The following is a 17,720-nucleotide window of genomic DNA, read 5'->3' as shown; positions in this document are numbered from 1 at the left end:
CACGCCAGCGCCAGGCACCCTCCGCTAGGGGTCCCGGCCACTCAAGCCAGGAGGCTCAGCCGAGAACCAGCCGTTCGTCACCGAAATCGGCGACGATTTCGAGCTTGCCACCGATTGCTTCGACATACCTACGGATCGTGTTGAGCTCGGAACGGTCCAGGTCGCCGCGCTCGATCTTAGACACCGCCGTCTGGCTGACATGCAGCCGCTCGGCGACATCGATCTGGGTCAGCCCATGCTTCTGACGAACGTCAGCCAGCCGGTAGGCGCGCACCTCATCCAGCGCCTCGTCTCGGAACGCGGCCAACTCAGCCTCGTCCTGCGGTGTCCTGACAAGCTCCTCACGGACCTCGTTGTGCCTGCGATACTTCATCTGCTTCCTCCTGTTGTGCCAGGCGCTCATCTGGCGACGCGACCAACAGGCCGCGCATGTACTACCTAGTTCTCCTTTAAGTCAATCAGCCACTCGTCGTACAGTTCGTCAGCGATCGGGATGTTCTGCCGGTACCACGACTCCCACCGATCCACCTTGTCGCCGCCGATCAGCAACACGGCCTGCCGAAGAGGATCGAAGGCGAACAGCACCCGAAGAGTGCCGCTGCGGATCTCCTTCAGATTCGCGTGCCCACCCTGGCCAGTAGGCGGTTCCGCTCGCTGGCTGGTAGCTGCTTTAACCACTTGTAGCAACCGTCGGTGTAGACGACCTCGAACGCCATGCTCAAACTGTAGCACCCAGAGGTTATAGAACCCAAAGGTTCTATTCTAAGATTCCGCCAGCCGGTGAACTGTCGGTACAGGTGCCTAGCATCGCGGGCTATGAATGCTTCTATCGAGCAACCTGCCGACCTCGACGTGGTCCGGACTTCGTACGACCGCGTCGCCGACAACTACGTGGAGATGAACGTCGGCGACATCAGGACCTACCCCTGGCTGCGGGCCGCGGTCGACGGATTCGCGGCGGCGGTACAGGGCCTTGGTCCGGTCCTGGACGTCGGATGCGGTCCGGGAGCTGTCACCGGCTACCTGGCTGAGCGCGGCGTCGACGTGTCCGGCGTCGACCTCTCACCCCGGATGGTCGAGCACGCCCGACGGTTGTACCCGGACCTGAAGTTCGACGTAGCGTCGGCCACCGAGCTGGACCTGCCGGACTCGTCGTACGGCGGAATCCTCGGCTGGTGGTCGCTCTTCAACCTGCCGCGCCACATCCTCCCGCAGGTCCTCGAGTCCTTCGCCCGAGCCCTGCTCCCCGGCGGCCACGTCATCATCGGTACGCACAGGGGTGACCACGACATCGAACGCACCGAGGCGTACGGCGCGGTCCCGGTCACCTGGACCACTCACCTGTGGCAACCCGACGAGCTCTGGCCGATGCTCACCAAGGCAGGCCTCACCTCGGTGGCCGAAGTACGGCTGAGCGAAAGCGTCGCCGGCGTACCGTCATTGATCCTCGTCGCCCAGCGCCCGGCCAGTTAGCTGCTGCAGTCCTTGCAGAGGCCGACCAGGGCGACCTGCTCCGGCGCGAGATGGAAGTCGAGCTCGCGCTGGAGCTTGCGGCGAACCGGGTCGAGGATGTCGCCGGCCACATCGAGCACCGTGCCGCAGTCGCTGCAGCGAAGGTGGAGGTGACGCGGCGCGAGCTCGCCGGCCAGGTGGTACGTCGTACCGGCGCGTCCGAGGTGGACGTGCGTCACCAGGCCGAACTCGCCCAGTGCATCCAGGGCCCGATAGACCGTCGCCCGGTGGATCCCCGGTCGCAACTGCTCGGCGCGTTCGCCGATCTGCTCCGCGCTCAGGTGCTCGTCGGTGGAAGCCAGTACTTCGACCACGGCGAGCCTGGCCGGGGTCACTCGCTCGCCTCGTTCTCGGAGGCGTTGCGCGGTGACCTCGGCCGGGCCCTGCGTAGTACCGGACATCAAGCCTTCTTGGCGGTCTTCTTGGCGGTCGTCTTCTTGGCGGTCGTCTTCTTGGCCGCGGTCTTCTTCGCTGTCGTTTTCTTGGCCGCCGTCTTCTTGGTGGCGGTCTTCTTCGCGGCCTTCTTGGCGGTCTTCTTCACCGGCCCGCGGGCCCGCTTGTCGGCCAGCAGCTCGGCGGCGCGCAGCAGCGAGATCGTCTCGACCGAGTCGTCCTTGCGCAGCGTCGCGTTGGTCTCGCCATCGGTCACGTACGGACCGAAGCGGCCCTCCTTGACCACCACCGGCTGACCCGACTCCGGGTCCTCGCCGAGCTCCTTCAGCGGCGGCGCCGCGGCGCGACGGCCACGCTGCTTCGGCTCGGAGTAGATCTTCAGCGCTTCCTCGAGAGTGATCTCGAAGAGCTGCTCCTCGGACTGCAGCGACCGGGAGTCCGTGCCCTTCTTCAGGTACGGCCCGTAGCGCCCGTTCTGCGCGGTGATCTCGTCCCCGGACTCCGGGTCCTTGCCGACCACCCGCGGCAGCGAGAGCAGCTTCATCGCGTCGTCGAGCGTGACCGTGTCCAGCGCCATCGTCGACAGCAGGGAGCCGGTCCGCGGCTTGGCGCTCTTCGGCGCGTCCTCGGGCAGTACCTCGGTCACGTACGGCCCGTAGCGGCCCGCCTTCGCGACGACCTTGAGCCCGGTGTCGGGCGCATTGCCGAGCTCCAGCTCGACACCTGACGGCTGGCTCAGCAGCTCCTTGGCGCGCTCGACCGTCAACTCGTCCGGCGGCAGGTCCTCGGGCACGTTCGCCCGGGTCTCCTCCGGACCCTCGACATACGGCCCGTACCGGCCGACGCGGACGACGATCCCGCTGTCCGGCGGGCCGACCGGGAAGGTCGACATCTCCCTGGCATCGATGTCGCCGAGATCGCTGACCATCGACTGCAGGCCTTCGATCCCGTCGTCACCGAAGTAGAACCGGCCGAGCACACCCTCGCGCTCCAGGTTCCCGGCGGCGACGTCGTCGAGCACGTCCTCCATCGAGGCGGTGAACGCGTAGTCGACCAGCCGGGTGAAGTGCTCCTCCAGCAGCCGGACGACGGCGAACGCCAGCCAGGCCGGCACCAGCGCGTTGCCCTTCTTGTAGACGTAGCCACGCGCCTGGATGGTGCCCAGGATCGACGCGTACGTCGACGGCCGGCCGATCTCGCGGTCTTCCAGCTGCGCGATCAGCGTCGCCTCGGTGAAGCGTGACGGCGGCTTGGTCTCGTGACCGGAGGCGACCACCTCGGTGGCCGGCAGGACATCACCCTCGGACACGTCCGGGATCTGCGTCTCGCGGTCGTCGGTCTCGGCGGACGGGTCGTCCGCGCCCTCGACGTACGCCTTCAGGAAGCCGTGGAAGGTGATCACCCGGCCGGACGAGGTGAACTCGCAGTTCTCCCCGGTCGAGGCCTTGGCGTCGATCTTGATCGAGACGCTGTTCCCGGCCGCGTCCTTCATCTGCGACGCGATCGTGCGCATCCAGATCAGCTCGTAGAGCCGGTACTCCGGGCCGCTCAGCCCGGTCTGGGCCGGCGTCTGGAAGACCTCGCCGGCCGGCCGGATCGCCTCGTGCGCCTCCTGGGCGTTCTTCACCTTGGAGGTGTAGACCCGCGGCTTGTCCGGCAGGTACGACGCGCCGTACAGCTCGCGGACCTGGGCCCGGGCCGCGGTGATCGCGGTGTCGGACAGCGTGACGCTGTCCGTACGCATATAGGTGATGTTGCCGTTCTCGTACAGCCGCTGCGCGATCTGCATCGTCTGCGAGGCGGACATGTTGAGCTTGCGCCCGGCCTCCTGCTGCAGCGTGGTGGTCCGGAACGGCGCGTACGGCTTGCGGGTGTACGGCTTGGACTCGATCGAGCGGACCGTGAAGGTCGAGTCCTGCAGCGCCGCGGCCAGCGCGGTGGCGGTCGCCTCGTCCAGGTGGACGGTGCTGTTGCTCTTCAGCTCGCCGTTCGAGGCGAAGTCACGGCCCTGGGCGATCCGCCGGCTGTCCACCGAGACGAGCCGGGACGGGAAGATCCGCGGCGTCTTGCCCTCGCCGGCGTCGAGCTTGGCATCCAGGTCCCAGTACGACGCGGAGCGGAACGCGATCCGCTCCCGTTCGCGGTCGACCACCATCCGGATCGCGACCGACTGGACCCGGCCCGCCGACAGCTTCGGCATGACCTTCTTCCAGAGCACCGGCGAGACCTCGTAGCCGTACAGCCGGTCCAGGATCCGCCGGGCCTCCTGGGCGTCGACGAGCGCGTCGTTGATGTCCCGCGCACTGCCGACCGCGTCCTGGATCGCCTTCGGGGTGATCTCGTGGAAGACCATCCGCTTGACCGGGATCTTCGGCTTCAGCTCGTCCAGCAGGTGCCACGCGATGGCCTCGCCCTCGCGGTCCTCATCTGTGGCCAGATAGAGCTCGTCGGCGTCCTTCAGCAGATCCTTGAGCTTGCGGATCTGTGCCTTCTTGTCCGCCGGGACGACGTACAGCGGGTCGAAGTGGTCCTCGATGTTGACCCCGAGCCGCGCCCAGGGCAGGCCCTTGTACTTCGCCGGGATCTCGTCGGCCCCCTTCGGCAGGTCCCGGATGTGGCCGAAGCTCGACTCCACCACGTATCCGGCGCCCAGGAAACCGGCGATCATCCGCGCCTTCTTCGGCGACTCGACGATCACCAGTCGACGCGAACCACCAGCGGCTGCCGTCGCCGACGAGCCGCCCGATGCTTTCGTTCCTGTTGCCCCTGCCACTGCGCTCCTTGCCTGTCAACGCCATCGATGAACCCTTGCGGCCGGACTACTTGTTCCCCCGAGCACAAACCGCACCGTCCGAGGACAGCGTACGGCCGACAGCAACGCATTTCTCAACGCACGGTAACCGCTCCGGGCGCCGTCAGCCTCATCAGGGTTTCAGAAAGTGGCGGAAAATCGAGGCGAGCGCATGTCGGGTGGAGGCCGTCGAGACGTCCGGATCGACCGTTCCGGGCCCGTCGCGACGCCGAACATCCCGATCCGGTTCAGGTCCATCGCCTGCCGTAGCCGGCACGGCAGCCGGGAGAGTGCGTCGAGGACGAATCTCACATCCACCGTCCGCGTGTCAGTGGCCAATTTCGCGATGGCCACCACGACGTAGCCCTGGCTAGCCAGGTCCTCTCGCGACCCACCCGACCCGGGTGAGTAGAGCAGTACCGGGTGCCGTCCCCAGGGCTTGGCGCGGGTGCGGCCGGCGTACTGGCGCTGGGGGGACCTGGTCGGGTACCAGACGCTCACCATCAGTTCGCGCCGGGCGTCCGTCAGGTGGACCGTTGCTGTCCCGACCGAGTACGGCCCGGTCGGCTTCAGCGACACCACCCGGTACGGCGTGCTGACGGTCGAGGCCGGGACTGCAACAGCGGTGACGGCGGTCGTGAGGATGGCGGTGGCGAGGACGGCTGCGACGATGCGGCGCCAGATCATCCCCTCAGCAAATCGGAGCAACCGCCCCGGCGAATCGTCCTAAGGCGTGATCTCCGGTCATCCTCAAGTACTACTCAGCGCACGAAGGTGATCTCCGGGAAGTCCGGTGACTGGTTCTCGAGCAGCGGCTGCGGGTGGTCGCGGAGGGTCTGGTCGAAGAACGCGGTCAGATAGGTCCGCTGGGCCAGCATCGCGCGGGAGCGGACGACGATGCCGGTCGTGTTCGCCTGGACCTGGTCGGCGATGTCCGCGTCGTGGACCAGGCCGAAGACCACGTCGTACCAGAAGAACTGGTGGTCGGAGAAGCCGAGGTGGTACGAGCCGGGCAGCTGCAGGTTGAGCTTCCAGCCCCGCTGCGCTTTCCACCACGACGCCCACGACTTGTCGTAGTACTCCGCGTCCGGCCGGGTGCGCTGGGTGGTGTCCGAGCCGAACAGCAGGAACGGACGGTCCAGCCCGTGCACCGCGGCCTTCCCCAGCGCGGTCTTCTCCGAGTCGTACGCGAGCGTGCCGTCCAGGTTGACGCCGGACCTGATCCGGCCGTCGGCGTACATCGCGTTGGCCGCCGTGTGGCCGCCGGCCGAGAACCCGAACATCCCCACCGAGCGGATGTCGAGCGCCTGCCGTAGTCCGCGCGGAAGCTTGCGTCCGTCGGCGTCCGGATTGCGGCCGCGCGACAGCAGCGTGAGTTGGTCGAGCACGAACCGGGTGTCGGCGACACGGGCGCCGATCAGCGACTCGAGTTGTTCAGCGGTCGGCTCCTGGATGTCGGAGCCCGGCACGAACCTGCCGCCCGGGAACTCGACCGGCCCCTCGTGGGTGTGGTCCATCGTCACGACGACGTAGCCGCGACTGGCCAGCTCCTCGACCTGAGCCGTGTTGTAGAACCGGCTCTGCTGATAGCCCGGCGAGAACAGAATGACGGGATGCCTGCCGAGCTTCGCCGGTGTGCCGACGCGGGCATGGGTGTCGCTCTGCGCGAAGCCGAAGACCGGGTCCCGCGTGCCGAGCAGCTTCGAGAGGGCGGGGTTCACCGCGGCCGAGGTCTTCTCCGGCATGTACTTCGCGACCGGGCCATCGGCGTCGGAGCGCGCGGGATACCAGACGCTGACCATCAACTCCCGATCGCGAGCGTGATCGACCAGGCGCAACTCGGTCGTGCCAATTTTGTTCGGTCCGGTCGGCGCAGGCACCGAGATCTTCACCGGCTGGTACTTCGTGTTCGCGACGGTCACCGACCCGCTGTCGCGCTCGACGGGCGGGTAGGCCCCGGCCTGCGCCGGAATCGACAGGAGCGCGATCGCGACCGAGCCGACGACCAACAGACTGCGGCGGCTGAGGCTTTGACAGTTCGGCATGCGAAACATCGTCGCCGCCGAGCCCGCCGCTTGGGCCCAACGCTCGATGGAGACCCCATCTCAACTTCATGACGGTCCAGCCGGGCCGAACTAGTGACAAGAGTCGGTCCGGTGGGTTATCAATGGCGCAATCCTGTTCATAGATGCGTGAAGTGAGGCACTCGTGAGCATCTTTGTCCGCGTTAAACGTTCAATCATCATTGCCGGGACATCCCTGGCCTTACTCGCGGGTGCCCTGGCCAACGCCGTCACCCCCGCCAACGCCGAGCCGACCGCAGCCACACCGGGCACCTCCCTGGGCGCGGTGACCGACTTCGCCGCCGACGGCGCGCAGTACACGCTGAGTGCGGGTACCGCGAAGGTCCGGGTCGTCTTCCTGAAGGACGACGTGTTCCGGATCTGGCTGGCGCCGGACGGCACGTTCGCCGACCCGGCCAACACGCCACCGAGCGACCCGACCGCCCCAGCGTCGAACATCGTCGTCAAGACCGACTACGCGAAGCCTGCGACCAGTTGGACCGACAAGGGCAGCTACTACTCGCTCACCACGGGCAAGATCGAAGTACGGGCGAACAAGTCGCCGCTGCGCTTCTCGCTCTACCGGGCGAACGGCCAGCAGGTCTGGTCGGAGACAGCGCCCCTGTCCTGGACCGACACCTCGGCCAGCCAGTCACTGAGCCGCGGCGCCAATGAGCAGTACTTCGGCGGCGGCATGCAGAACGGCCGCTTCTCCCACCGGGACAAGACCATCAAGGTCGCCCGCGATTTCAACTGGGAAGACGGCGGCAACCCGAACGCGTCGCCGTACTACATGAGCACGGCCGGGTACGGCGTACTGCGGAACACGTTCGCGCCGGGTAGCTACAGCTTCACCGAGCCCGTCGTCACCAAGCACGACGAGAAGCGGTTCGACGCCTACTACTTCGTCGGCGACCTCAAGACCTCGCTGGACCGCTACACCGAGCTCACCGGCCGGCCGTTCATGCCGCCGATCTACGGGCTCGAGTACGGCGACTCCGACTGCTACAACCGCGGCCACTACGCCACCGACCCGGACCCCAGCAACGACTGGAAGGTCAACCCGGAGAAGGTGACCACGCTGGACGCGGTCAAGGTCGCCCAGAAGTTCGTGGACAACGACATGCCCGGCGGCTGGATGCTGGTCAACGACGACTACGGCTGTGGCTACTCCGACAACACCGAGTCGGAGCTGGTCGAGGGCACCTGGTGGGGCAAGCGGGAGATCCCGGCGCTCAAGCAGACCGGTGACGAACTGCGCAAGCGGAACATCGAGATGGGTCTGTGGACGCAGTCCTCGCTGGACCGTCAGCCGGCCGAGGTCGGCGAGGCCGGCGTGCGAGTACGCAAGCTGGACGTCGCCTGGGTCGGCCCCGGCTACCGGCACGCACTGAGTGCCTGCGACACCGCCCACAGCGGCATCGAGCAGCACAGCAACGCCCGCGGTTACGCCTGGATGGTCGAGGGCTGGGCCGGTGCGCAGCGGTGTGCGGTGCAGTGGACCGGTGACCACAGTGGTTCGCTGGACGCGATCAAGTGGCAGATCCCGGCCATCACCGGCTCCGGCAACTCCGGAATCGCCTACAGCGCAGGGGATGTCGACGGCATCTTCGGCGGCTCACCGACCAGCTACACGCGCGACCTGCAGTGGAAGGTGTTCAACCCGGCCTTCATGACCATGTCCGGCTGGGCGACACCGGCGTACAAGCAGCCGTGGACGTACGGCGAGCCGTACACCTCGATCAACCGCAAGTACCTCAAGCTGCGCGAGCGCTTGCTGCCCTACTTCTACTCGTACGCCGCCGAGGCGCACGCGACCGGCGCACCGCTGAACCGCTCGCTGGTGCTGGAGTACCCGAACGACCCGAAGACCTGGGACGACACCACGAAGTACGAATTCCTTGCTGGTAAGGAGTTCCTGGTGGCTCCGATGTGGGGTGCCGACGAGGTGAAGAACGGCATCTACCTGCCGAAGGGCAACTGGGTCGACTACTGGACCGGCAAGGTCTACCAGGGGCCGACCACCGTCAACGGCTACCACGCGAAGCTCGACACGCTGCCGTTGTTCGTCAAGGCCGGTGCTGTCGTGCCGATGTGGAAGCCTGGTATCAACTCGGCCGCCCAGCAGGGTTTCGGCGATCGGCTCACCGTCGACATCTACCCCGAGGGCAAGTCGTCGTTCCGGCTCTACGAGGACGACCGCGTCACGCGCGACTACAAGCAGGCCAAGTCGGCCACCCAACTGCTAGAGGTGACCGCACCCGTCGCCGCCCGTGGTGACGTCACGGTCAAGATCGGTGCCAGCAAGGGTTCGTACGCCGGTAAGCCGGCCGCGCGTCCGTACGAGCTGACCGTTCACACCGGCACCGCACCGCGCGACGTCTCGATGGACAACGTGGCGCTCGCCAAGCAAGCCAGCAAGGATGCTTACCTCGCTGCCGCCACCGGCTGGTACTACGAGAATGGCGTCGTCCTCGTGAAGACGGCATCCATCTCCACCTCCCGTGACGCCACTGTCCGGCTGGGCGGCACCACCTCGGTCGGCGGCGGCAAGGCCGTCCTCGAGTCCTTCGGTACGCCGGAACTCAACTCGCCCGCGCTCTGGAACGCACCAGGCCAGGCAACCGAGCTGACGGCAACCTTCACCAACCCCGGTACGACGACGATGCGCGACGTACGGCTCGCGCTTGATCTGCCGGCCGGGTGGACCGCGACCGGCACGAGCACCTTCGCCAAGGTCGAGCCAGGCCAGACAGTCACCACCAAGCTCGCGGTGACACCGGCTGCCTCGGTCAAACCCGCCAGCTTCACCTTGCGGCTGGACGCGTCGTACCTGGTGCACCAGACCAGGTATCAGAACAGCACGGTGGCGACCGCACAGTTGCCCTACGCATCGTTGTCGCAGGCAGCGACCGTGGTCGGTATCAGCGACGCGTCGAGCTTTGCCAAGGGCAACTTCGACGGATCCGGCAACAGCTTCAACGGCGAGGCTCTGGCCGCCGCCGGCTACACCCCCGGCGCCAAGGTCACCGTGCAAGGCGCCGACTTCACCTGGCCGACCGGAGCGCCCGGTACGCCGAACCTGGTCAAGAACCAGCCGGCCCCGATCCTCGTCTCCGGCACCGGGACGCACCTGGCCCTCCTGGGGGCGGGCGCGAGCCTGAACGCGAAGGGCAGCGTGACGATCATCTACACCGACGGCACCGAGTCGCAGGCGCCGTTCCAGTTGCCCAACTGGTGTTGTCAGGACCCGACTACGGGCGGCGCGAAACTCGCTGTCTCCGTCAAGGGCCGGTACACGCAAGCCGGTCTGGCCAACACCACCACGGACTACCGGGTCTTCTACACCGCAGTACCGCTGACACCGGGCAAGACGGTGAAGGCGATCAAGTTGCCCGGTGGCGGTCTCGGCTTCTTCGCGGCGACGCTGGCGAACAAACCGTTGCCCCCGGCTCCGACCGGTACGCCGTGGGTGAGCGACCTGGAGTGGGTCGACTCGAGCAACGGCTGGGGACCGGTCGAACGGGACAAGAGCAACGGCGAGGACGCGGCCGGCGACGGGGCTGCCCTGACGCTCGACGGCACGCAGTACGCGAAAGGCCTGGGCACGCACGCGGCGTCGTCGGTCACCGTCCGGCTGGGCGGCAACTGCACCGGCTTCACCGCCAAGGTCGGGGTCGACGACGAGGTGACGGACCGCGGCAAGGTGAGCTTCAAGGTGCTGGTCGACGGTGTGGTGAAGTACACATCGGATCTGCTCACCGGAACCTCGCCCACGGTGCCCGTCAGCGTCGACACGACCGGTGGGCAACTGCTGACCTTGCAGGTCACCGACGCCGGCGACGGCGTCACCAGTGACCACGCCGACTGGGCGGAGGCGCGACTGACCTGCAAGAGCGCCTGACCGAAGCGCCGAACCGGCCCGGCGCAAGCGACTTTCGGCTGGACTTTCCCTGAGCTACCCCGGAACCCACCTGATCGCCGTCCCAGGGGACGGTACAGGTGGGTTCCGGTGGTGTGCGGGCCCTCGTCCATGACAAGGTCTGTGCTGGCACCTCGAACGCAGCGCCGTGGCCCCCTCCCATGGTGGTGCAGGAACCACCATCGAAGTGGTGCCAAGACCATCAGATCTGGTCCCCGCGACGACTACTTTTCACTGTAGACGGAGCCATTGGGGGCTGCAGTTCAGAGAGGGCGCGTGGGAGTCATGGTTGCGACATACCTGAAGAGATGGGTCGGCAACCGGGTCTTGAGCAGGACCACCCGCAAGGGTGGTCTCAACCTGTCCAAGATGCGGGTCTTCCCGCGTCAGGTCTCGATGCCGCTGCGGCGCGAGGGTCTGGATCCGGTACCGGAGCTCGGCGCGATCCGGGAGATCGAGCCGGTGCACAAGCTGGCCAACCTGTTCGGCCTGAACGTCTGGATGGTCACCGGCCATGCCGAGGCCAAGGCGGTGCTCGCGGACTCCACGAACTTCAGCAACGACATCCGGCCGATGATCGGCTCGGACCCGAACAAGCCGTCCGAGGGCATCGGCGGGCTCGGCTTCACCGATCCGCCGGACCACACCCGGCTGCGCAAACTGCTCACGCCCGAGTTCACCAAGCGCCGGCTGGCGCGGCTGGAACCGATGATCGAGAAGATCGTCAACGACCAGCTCGACCTGATGGAGCTCAAGGGCCCGGTCGTCGACATCGTCGCGGACTTCGCCTTCAACGTGCCGTTCCTGCTGATCTCCGACCTGCTCGGCGTCGAGGAGTCCGACCGCGACCGGTTCCGCGCCCTCGGCCCGGCCCGGTTCGACCTGTCCGGCGGCGGCATCGGCGTCTTCGGCTCGGCCAGCGAGTCGCGGGAGTTCCTGTTCGAGATCGTCGGCAAGCAGCGCAAGCACCCCGGCGACGGCCTGATCGGCTCGATCATCCGCGAGCACGGCGACAGCATCGACGACATCGAGCTCGGCGGCCTCGCCGACGGTGTCTTCCTCGGCGGCTACGAGACCTCCGCGAGCATGCTCGCCCTCGGCACCCTGGTCCTCCTGCGCGACCCGGAGAACTTCGCCCGGATCCGCAACGAGCCCGAGTCGGTGGACGCCATCGTCGAGGAACTGCTGCGCTACCTGACCGTCGTCCAGGTCGCCTTCCCCCGCTTCGCCAAGCACGACCAGGAACTGTTCGGCCAACAGGTCAAGAAGGGCGACCTGGTCGCCGTCTCCCTGTCCGGCGCCGACCGCGACAAAGCCGTCTTCGGCAACGACGCAGAAGACTTCTGGCCCCGCCGAGCCTCCCCCGCAGCCCACCTGGCCTTCGGCCACGGCATGCACCGCTGTGTAGGCGCCGAACTGGCCCGCATGGAACTAAGAGCAGCCTTCACCGCCCTAGCCAACCGCTTCCCAGACCTCTCCCTAGCCATCCCCGAAGAAAAACTCCGCTTCCGAGACTTCTCCATCGTCTACGGCGTCGAATCCCTCCCAGTACAACTAGACGCAGCCAAAGAACAACAGGTCGCCGGCTAACCCCCCACGCATCCTCCGCCCCGCCCCACCGACGACCCACAGCCGCGGGACAGTTGTCGGATCGGGTCCGTCGCGTTCGTAGCAGGAGTACAGGCCGCCCAACGGAGAGGCGGCACGCGAGGGCAAAGGAGAACACCATGAGCACCACCTTCACCGTCGACTTCTTCTGCAGCGTTGATGGCTACGGCATGGCCGAGGGCTGGCCCGGCTATTGGGGGAAGGAAGGTCCCGAGCTCATCGAGGACCGGATGCGAACGTTCGCGCAGGACCAAGTGCTCGTTTTCGGCGCGACGACCTTCCGGGAGTTCCGCGAGTTCGTGGTCGAGTACGACGAGCCCTACTACAACAGCCTCAACGAACTGCCGAAGATCGTGTTCTCCAGCACGCTCGAACAGCCGCTGGGGTGGAACAACTCGACTGTCCTCAACGAGGATGCGGTGACGGCGATCGAGCGCCTGAAGCGCACGACGGCCGTCCCGATGCGTTCACATGGCAGCATCTCGCTGAACCGCGCCCTGCTCGCCGCCGGCCTCGTCGACCGGCTCGAGATCATGGTGTTCCCCGCCGTCACCGGCCGCGCCGGCGCGAAGGCGCTCCTCCACGGTGGCGCCGAACTCGACCTGGAACTCGTCGAGTCCACCGTGCTCGACGGCCGGACCCAGAAGCTTGTCTACATCCCCCACCTGCACGGCGAGATCCCCGAAGACGCCGGTCCGCAGCGCCGAAACCGCTCTGGGCAGTGACAGTGGGCTCCGTCGCGGCCACAATGGGCGGTCTTACCTGAGCAGTTGGTGACCAAACGGGGAGGGCGGGCGATGGGAGCGGGGCAGTTGTCCGCACGGCTCGCGGCGGCGATGACGTTGGCCCAGTCGGGCGGTCATGTGGTCGCGGCTGCTCAGGTCGATGCCATCCGCCACGAACTCGGTGGTGTCCCGAGTTACGAGCTGGCCGCGGCGGAGTACGTCCGTGGGGTGACTGCGCACCACGCCAGCGACGCCGACGAGGCCCTGGCCGCGGTGGAGGCGTGCCTCGCCGTCGCCCGCGCGATCGAGGAGCCGGGTTGGGAAGCCAATGCGTTGCCGATCCGGATCATCACGCTGGCCAGGAGCGGGCGCGGTGGTGACACCGTCGCCGACCTGGTCGCGGCGGAGTACGCCCTCAGCCGGACCCGCGATCCGGGCCTGACCGGCTGGGCGCACACCGGCATCGGCTACGCGTACGACGTACTGCGGCTGTTCGAACTTTGTATCCCGCACTATGAGCTTGCCGCCGGCATCGACGTCGACGTGCTCCCGCTGGCCGAGTCCCCCGCGATCGACCGGCTCAACCTGGCTGAGACCTATCTGCGCTGGGCCCACGAACTCGAGCGTCTCGGCGACCCGTCGTACCAGGCGGAGATCGATGAGCGGCTGGCCGCTGCGGCGCACTGGGCGCGCGAGGCCGAGCTGGTGATCGTCGACGACGAGAGCCAGGAGTACTGGCGGTTGAGCGCGCGACTCTGGCTGGCGGCGGCCGCGACCTCGACTGATCCTGCTGTCGCTGCTGACGACCTGACCAACCTCCGGGACGAGATCAGCAAGCTCGGTGAGACCGAGCGGCTGGCGATCGCGGGCGCCTACCTGGCAAGGGCTTTCGCCGCGCAGGAGCTGTGGGACCAGGCGCGCGCGGCGGCTGATCGTGCCATCGAGGATCTGCTCCCGCTGGCCGATCCGTCGACTCAGGTTCTGGTCCTGCAGACACGATCCGAGCTGGCCGCGCAGACCGGCGAGCCGGGCGCGACGGCTGCGCTCGGCTATGCCCGTTCGGTGGCGCGCGCCTGGTGGAAGGAACGCCAGCGCGGGCTGAACGCAGTACGGCATGCCCTGATCGCTCATGACCTCTCGGCCCGCCATGATGCCGAGTGGCACGCCGCGCGGCAGGACGCGTTGACCGGGCTCGGCAACCGCCGGGCGCTGGACGAGCGGCTGTCCGCGGCCCGGGATTCCCAGCGGGCGGTGACGCTGCTGGCGATCGACGTGAACGATCTGAAGGTCGTGAACGACACGTTCGGGCACGCCTGCGGCGACGAGTTGCTGCAGGTTGTTGCAAAGCTGCTGGTAGAACAGGCGAGAGCCACCGATGCCGTGATTCGATCGGGAGGAGACGAGTTCTTCGTGGTGCTGGACCAGCCGGATGCCAAGGGTGGCGCACAGCTGGCCGAGCGGGTCCGAGCCGCGGTCGCCCTGGTGGCGGCCACGACGGCGAAGCCGTGGCTGAAGAAGCTGGGGTTGAGCATCGGGTACGCCGCCACCGCGGAGGGCGTGCCGGTGGAGTTACTGGTCCCGATGGCGGACAGCCGGCTGTACGAGGACAAGCGCCGCCCAAGGTGAAGTTGGGTCGAGCAGGACAACACGGGGAGGCCGGGTGCGCGAGACTTCGGGGGTGACCGCGCGGATCGCGGCGGCGATGACGCGGGCCCAGTCAGGGCACTCGTCGGCCGCGGCGACCGAGATCCGCCTGCTGCTCACCGAGCTGGGAGCGGAGCAGTCCAGCGAACGCGCCGCCGCGGAGTACGTCCGGGCGGTCGCCGCGCATCACTCCGGCGACGCCGAAGCGGCACTGGACGCCGTCGACGCCTGCATCCGGGTGTCCCGGGCGATCGACGAGCCCGGCTGGGAGGCCAACGCGCTGGCTGTTCGGATCGTCACGCTGATCCGGACCGGCGAAGGTGGTGACTCGGTCGCCGACCTGGTTGCCGCGGAGAACGCGTTGTCCAGGACCAGAGATCTCGGTCTCGCGAGCTGGGCGCACACCGGTCTGGGTTATGCGTATGACCTGCTGCGCCTGTTCGAGTTGTGCATCCCGCACTTCGAGTTCGCCGCCGCGGCTGATGTGGATCCGCTCGGGCTGCCCGAGTCGCCGGCCATCAACCGGCTCAACCTGGCCGAGTCGAACCTGCGCTGGGCGCACGAGATGGAGCGGCTCGGCGATCCGGCGTACGACGAGGAGATCCTGCGCCGGCGCCAGGAGGCCAAACGCTGGGCCGCCCAGGCAAATGAGGTGATCGTCCGCGCGAACCTGATCGGCTACTGGCCGCTCACCGGCCGAATGTGGCTGGCGGCAAGCGACTTCGACGCCGATCCGGGCGAGGCGGTGGTCATCCTGAAGGACTGCCGCGACCAGCTGGCCAAGCTGGGCTCGCTCGAACTCGCCGCGATCGCCGGCGCCTACCTGGCGAAGGCCTATGCGTCCCTGGGTCGGCCCGATGAGGCGCTGGAGGCCGCCGAGCGGGCGGGGACCGATCTGCCGCCGACGTCGGATCCGCCCGTCGAGGCGCTGGTCCGGCACACCGCAGTACGGATTGCCGCTGATTCGGGGGATGCGGGTGCGGCCTCTGGGTTGCAGTACGCGCGAGCGATCACCAGGGGTTGGTGGGCCGAGCGGTTGCGCGGCCTGTACGCCGTACGGAGTGCGCTCGCGACTCATGACCTCTCCATCCGGCATGACGCCGAGTGGCGGGCCGCCCGTGAGGATCCGCTGACGGGTGTCGGCAACCGGCGGGCTCTGGACGAGAGGATGAGCGCGGCCTTCGACTCGGGCCGTTCGGTCGCGGTACTGGCGATCGACGTGGACAACCTCAAGATCGTCAACGACAGTCACGGCCATGCCTGCGGCGACGACGTACTGCGTAGCGTCGCCCAGCTGCTGACCGAGCAGTGCCGGGCCGAAGACGTGGTCGCGCGAGCCGGTGGTGACGAGTTCGTCGTCGTGCTGGACAACCCGGACGAGCGCGGAGCCGGTGAACTGGTCGAGCGGATCATGGCGGCGGCGGAGCGGTTCGCTCGGGGAGCGGTCGATCCGTGGTTCGCCATGCTGCGGTTGAGCATCGGGCACGCGAGCAGCACGGAAGGCGTGCCGGTCGCCGACCTGCTGACCGCCGCCGACCAGCGCATGTACGAGGAGAAGCGGCGCCGCCGGGCCTCCTCCAGTTGATCAGCTAGTCAGGAAGCCCTCCCTGATCAGGTTGGCGATCTTCGGCAGGTAGTCGCCGTGCAGGTCGTCGCGATCCAGCAGGCTGGCGAGCGCATCCAGGATCTGGCCGACGCTGAGGTCGCCGTCGCACGCACCGACGAAGCCGGCGAGCACAGTGTCGACCTGCTCGGCCCGGCGCATGCCGCGCTGCCGCCGCAGCACGATCGTCGCCGGATCCTCCGCGCCCGGCGGTCCGGCCGTCTCCTGTACTACGTCGTCGGCCATGGTCAGGTAGAGCCCAGTGAGATCCGCCGGCAACGCCTCCGTCCGCTCGAACCTGTCGAGCACGTGCGGGCCGATCGGCTGCTCGATCTCGTACGGCCACTCCTCCGCATCCAGGCTGCCCACCGTGTTGTGCAGGTTGATCCAGCCCATCCCGATCGCCTCGACCTGCTGCTCGTCGAGCCACCGCAGCCAGGCGTCGTACCGGCTCGTGTACTCCGGACGCCCGTGCAGGCCCGCGTCGCGCAGCCACAGCTCGACGTACTCCGCTGGGTCGAGCTGCTCGCGTTGCACGACCCACGCGGACCTGTCGCCGGTCCAGCCCGCAATGCGCTCCTGCCAGTCCTGACCGCGGACAGACGCCCAGTTGGCCAGCAGCTGGCACCAGCCGCCGTCCGTCAGGTGCTGAGGAGCCTGCCGGACCAACTGCTCGACAACGGCGTCGCCGGCGAACCCGGTCTCGCGATAGGTCAGCCGCTCATCCGCCGCGGGCGGGGCGATCACGTAGGGCGGGTTGCTCACGATCAGGTCGAAACGCTCCCCCTCGACCGGTTCGTAGAGGCTGCCGTCCCGGACGTCGAGCTCGACGCGGTTGAGCGCGGCGGTCCACCGGGTCAGCTGGAGCGCGCGGGGATTGACGTCGGTGGCAACGATATGGCCGATCCGGTCGGCGAGGTGGAGCGCCTGGATGCCACAACCGGTGCCGAGATCGAGCGCCTTCTCGGCCTCGATCGGCACGGTCAGCTTGACCAGGCTCAGGCTGGCCGGCGCGATCCCCAGCACGTAGTCCGGTCGCATCGGCTCCCGCCTGCCGTCCAGTCCGGGTGTCAGATCGGCGACCACCCACCAGTGCCGATCGTCCTCGGCGTACGGCCTCACGTCGAGCGCCGCCGCAAGCTGATGTCCGGCTTCCTTAATGATGCCTAAGGCAATCATTTGATCCAGCGCACCGGGAAGCGCCTTCTCCGCAAGTTCTCGTGGCACGGCCCGTTGCAGCAGGAACAATCTGATCAGCGTGTCCAGTGGATCACCCGCAGCGGTCCGCCGGAAGGCAAGCGTCGTCTCGTTGCGCCCCAGCGCCTGGTTGCCCTGAGCACCCAACCGCTCCGCCACACCTTCGACCGTGTACACCGCCGCGTCGAAGGCAGCCCGCAACCGGTCGACCAGGTCCGCATCCAGCTCTCGCTCGTCCATGTCCCTATTCTCTCAGGCCGTC

Annotated in this window: 13 protein-coding genes; 6 read left to right on the top strand and 7 right to left on the bottom strand. The window is 67.6% G+C overall.

Annotated elements, in window-relative coordinates:
• Positions 1-55 precede the first annotated feature (55 nt).
• The gene (locus tag ACQPYM_RS03185) at positions 56-403 is read right to left on the bottom strand and encodes an XRE family transcriptional regulator (RefSeq protein WP_433014478.1); all 348 of its coding nucleotides are present in this window, start codon (positions 401-403) and stop codon (positions 56-58) included.
• A 35-nt stretch (positions 404-438) separates the two neighbouring features.
• Positions 439-678 (bottom strand): type II toxin-antitoxin system RelE/ParE family toxin, encoded by a 240-nt coding sequence (locus ACQPYM_RS03180; RefSeq protein WP_433014475.1) that lies wholly within the window; start codon positions 676-678, stop codon positions 439-441.
• A gap of 138 nt (positions 679-816) precedes the next feature.
• On the opposite strand from ACQPYM_RS03180, the gene ACQPYM_RS03175 reads away from it, so the two are divergent.
• On the top strand, positions 817-1,473 hold the full coding sequence (locus tag ACQPYM_RS03175) for a class I SAM-dependent methyltransferase (protein WP_433014472.1): 657 nt from the start codon (positions 817-819) through the stop codon (positions 1,471-1,473).
• Here ACQPYM_RS03175 and ACQPYM_RS03170 read toward each other — a convergent pair.
• From ACQPYM_RS03170 to ACQPYM_RS03155, 4 genes are all read right to left on the bottom strand, one after another.
• Positions 1,470-1,913 carry a Fur family transcriptional regulator gene (locus ACQPYM_RS03170; protein ID WP_433014469.1) on the bottom strand — a complete coding sequence of 148 codons (444 nt, stop codon included), beginning with the start codon at positions 1,911-1,913 and terminating at the stop codon, positions 1,470-1,472. The genes ACQPYM_RS03175 and ACQPYM_RS03170 overlap by 4 nt on opposite strands.
• On the bottom strand, positions 1,913-4,573 hold the full coding sequence (topA, locus tag ACQPYM_RS03165; protein WP_433023171.1) for a type I DNA topoisomerase: 2,661 nt from the start codon (positions 4,571-4,573) through the stop codon (positions 1,913-1,915). The genes ACQPYM_RS03170 and topA overlap by 1 nt, the downstream gene beginning before the upstream one ends.
• Before the next feature lie 264 nt (positions 4,574-4,837).
• Positions 4,838-5,383: an alpha/beta hydrolase family protein gene (locus ACQPYM_RS03160; RefSeq protein WP_433014466.1), complete on the bottom strand. Its 546-nt coding sequence runs from the start codon at positions 5,381-5,383 to the stop codon at positions 4,838-4,840.
• A 74-nt stretch (positions 5,384-5,457) separates the two neighbouring features.
• Positions 5,458-6,741: a hypothetical protein gene (locus ACQPYM_RS03155; RefSeq protein ID WP_433014463.1), complete on the bottom strand. Its 1,284-nt coding sequence runs from the start codon at positions 6,739-6,741 to the stop codon at positions 5,458-5,460.
• A gap of 163 nt (positions 6,742-6,904) precedes the next feature.
• Between ACQPYM_RS03155 and ACQPYM_RS03150 the strand changes: the two genes are divergently transcribed.
• The 5 genes from ACQPYM_RS03150 (at position 6,905) to ACQPYM_RS03130 (ending at position 16,243) form a co-directional block, all read left to right on the top strand.
• Positions 6,905-10,663 carry an NPCBM/NEW2 domain-containing protein gene (locus ACQPYM_RS03150; protein WP_433014460.1) on the top strand — a complete coding sequence of 1,253 codons (3,759 nt, stop codon included), beginning with the start codon at positions 6,905-6,907 and terminating at the stop codon, positions 10,661-10,663.
• Between the two features lie 303 nt (positions 10,664-10,966).
• On the top strand, positions 10,967-12,271 hold the full coding sequence (locus tag ACQPYM_RS03145; RefSeq protein WP_433023169.1) for a cytochrome P450: 1,305 nt from the start codon (positions 10,967-10,969) through the stop codon (positions 12,269-12,271).
• Between the two features lie 137 nt (positions 12,272-12,408).
• Positions 12,409-13,014, top strand: a complete 606-nt coding sequence (locus tag ACQPYM_RS03140; protein ID WP_433014457.1) for a dihydrofolate reductase family protein — start codon at positions 12,409-12,411, stop codon at positions 13,012-13,014.
• A gap of 72 nt (positions 13,015-13,086) precedes the next feature.
• Positions 13,087-14,640, top strand: coding sequence for a diguanylate cyclase domain-containing protein (locus ACQPYM_RS03135; RefSeq protein WP_433014454.1), 1,554 nt, complete (start codon positions 13,087-13,089; stop codon positions 14,638-14,640).
• A 34-nt stretch (positions 14,641-14,674) separates the two neighbouring features.
• A complete protein-coding gene (locus ACQPYM_RS03130; protein WP_433014451.1) occupies positions 14,675-16,243 on the top strand; it encodes a diguanylate cyclase in 1,569 nt (522 codons plus the stop codon).
• Here the strand turns inward: ACQPYM_RS03130 and ACQPYM_RS03125 are convergent, their stop codons facing one another.
• Complete coding sequence (locus ACQPYM_RS03125) at positions 16,244-17,698, bottom strand: DUF7059 domain-containing protein (protein WP_433014448.1); 1,455 nt, start codon at positions 17,696-17,698, stop codon at positions 16,244-16,246.
• Between the last annotated feature and the right edge of the window lie 22 nt (positions 17,699-17,720).

Origin of the sequence: Kribbella sp. CA-294648 (assembly GCF_050943845.1) — a bacterium.
In the GTDB taxonomy this organism is placed as follows: Bacteria; Actinomycetota; Actinomycetes; order Propionibacteriales; family Kribbellaceae; genus Kribbella.
Note: the sequence above shows the minus strand (reverse complement) of the source record. Positions and strands in the feature narration are given on the sequence as shown.

Bases quoted from the DNA above. Each gene is read 5' to 3' on its own strand.
- ACQPYM_RS03185 (WP_433014478.1), bottom strand. From the start codon at position 403: ATGAGCGCCTGGCACAACAGGAGGAAGCAGATGAAGTATCGCAGGCAC.
- ACQPYM_RS03175 (WP_433014472.1), top strand. From the start codon at position 817: ATGAATGCTTCTATCGAGCAACCTGCCGACCTCGACGTGGTCCGGACT.
- ACQPYM_RS03170 (WP_433014469.1), bottom strand. From the start codon at position 1,913: ATGTCCGGTACTACGCAGGGCCCGGCCGAGGTCACCGCGCAACGCCTC.
- topA (WP_433023171.1), bottom strand. From the start codon at position 4,573: ATGATCGCCGGTTTCCTGGGCGCCGGATACGTGGTGGAGTCGAGCTTC.
- ACQPYM_RS03160 (WP_433014466.1), bottom strand. From the start codon at position 5,383: ATGATCTGGCGCCGCATCGTCGCAGCCGTCCTCGCCACCGCCATCCTC.
- ACQPYM_RS03155 (WP_433014463.1), bottom strand. From the start codon at position 6,741: ATGCCGAACTGTCAAAGCCTCAGCCGCCGCAGTCTGTTGGTCGTCGGC.
- ACQPYM_RS03145 (WP_433023169.1), top strand. From the start codon at position 10,967: ATGGTTGCGACATACCTGAAGAGATGGGTCGGCAACCGGGTCTTGAGC.
- ACQPYM_RS03140 (WP_433014457.1), top strand. From the start codon at position 12,409: ATGAGCACCACCTTCACCGTCGACTTCTTCTGCAGCGTTGATGGCTAC.
- ACQPYM_RS03135 (WP_433014454.1), top strand. From the start codon at position 13,087: ATGGGAGCGGGGCAGTTGTCCGCACGGCTCGCGGCGGCGATGACGTTG.
- ACQPYM_RS03125 (WP_433014448.1), bottom strand. From the start codon at position 17,698: ATGGACGAGCGAGAGCTGGATGCGGACCTGGTCGACCGGTTGCGGGCT.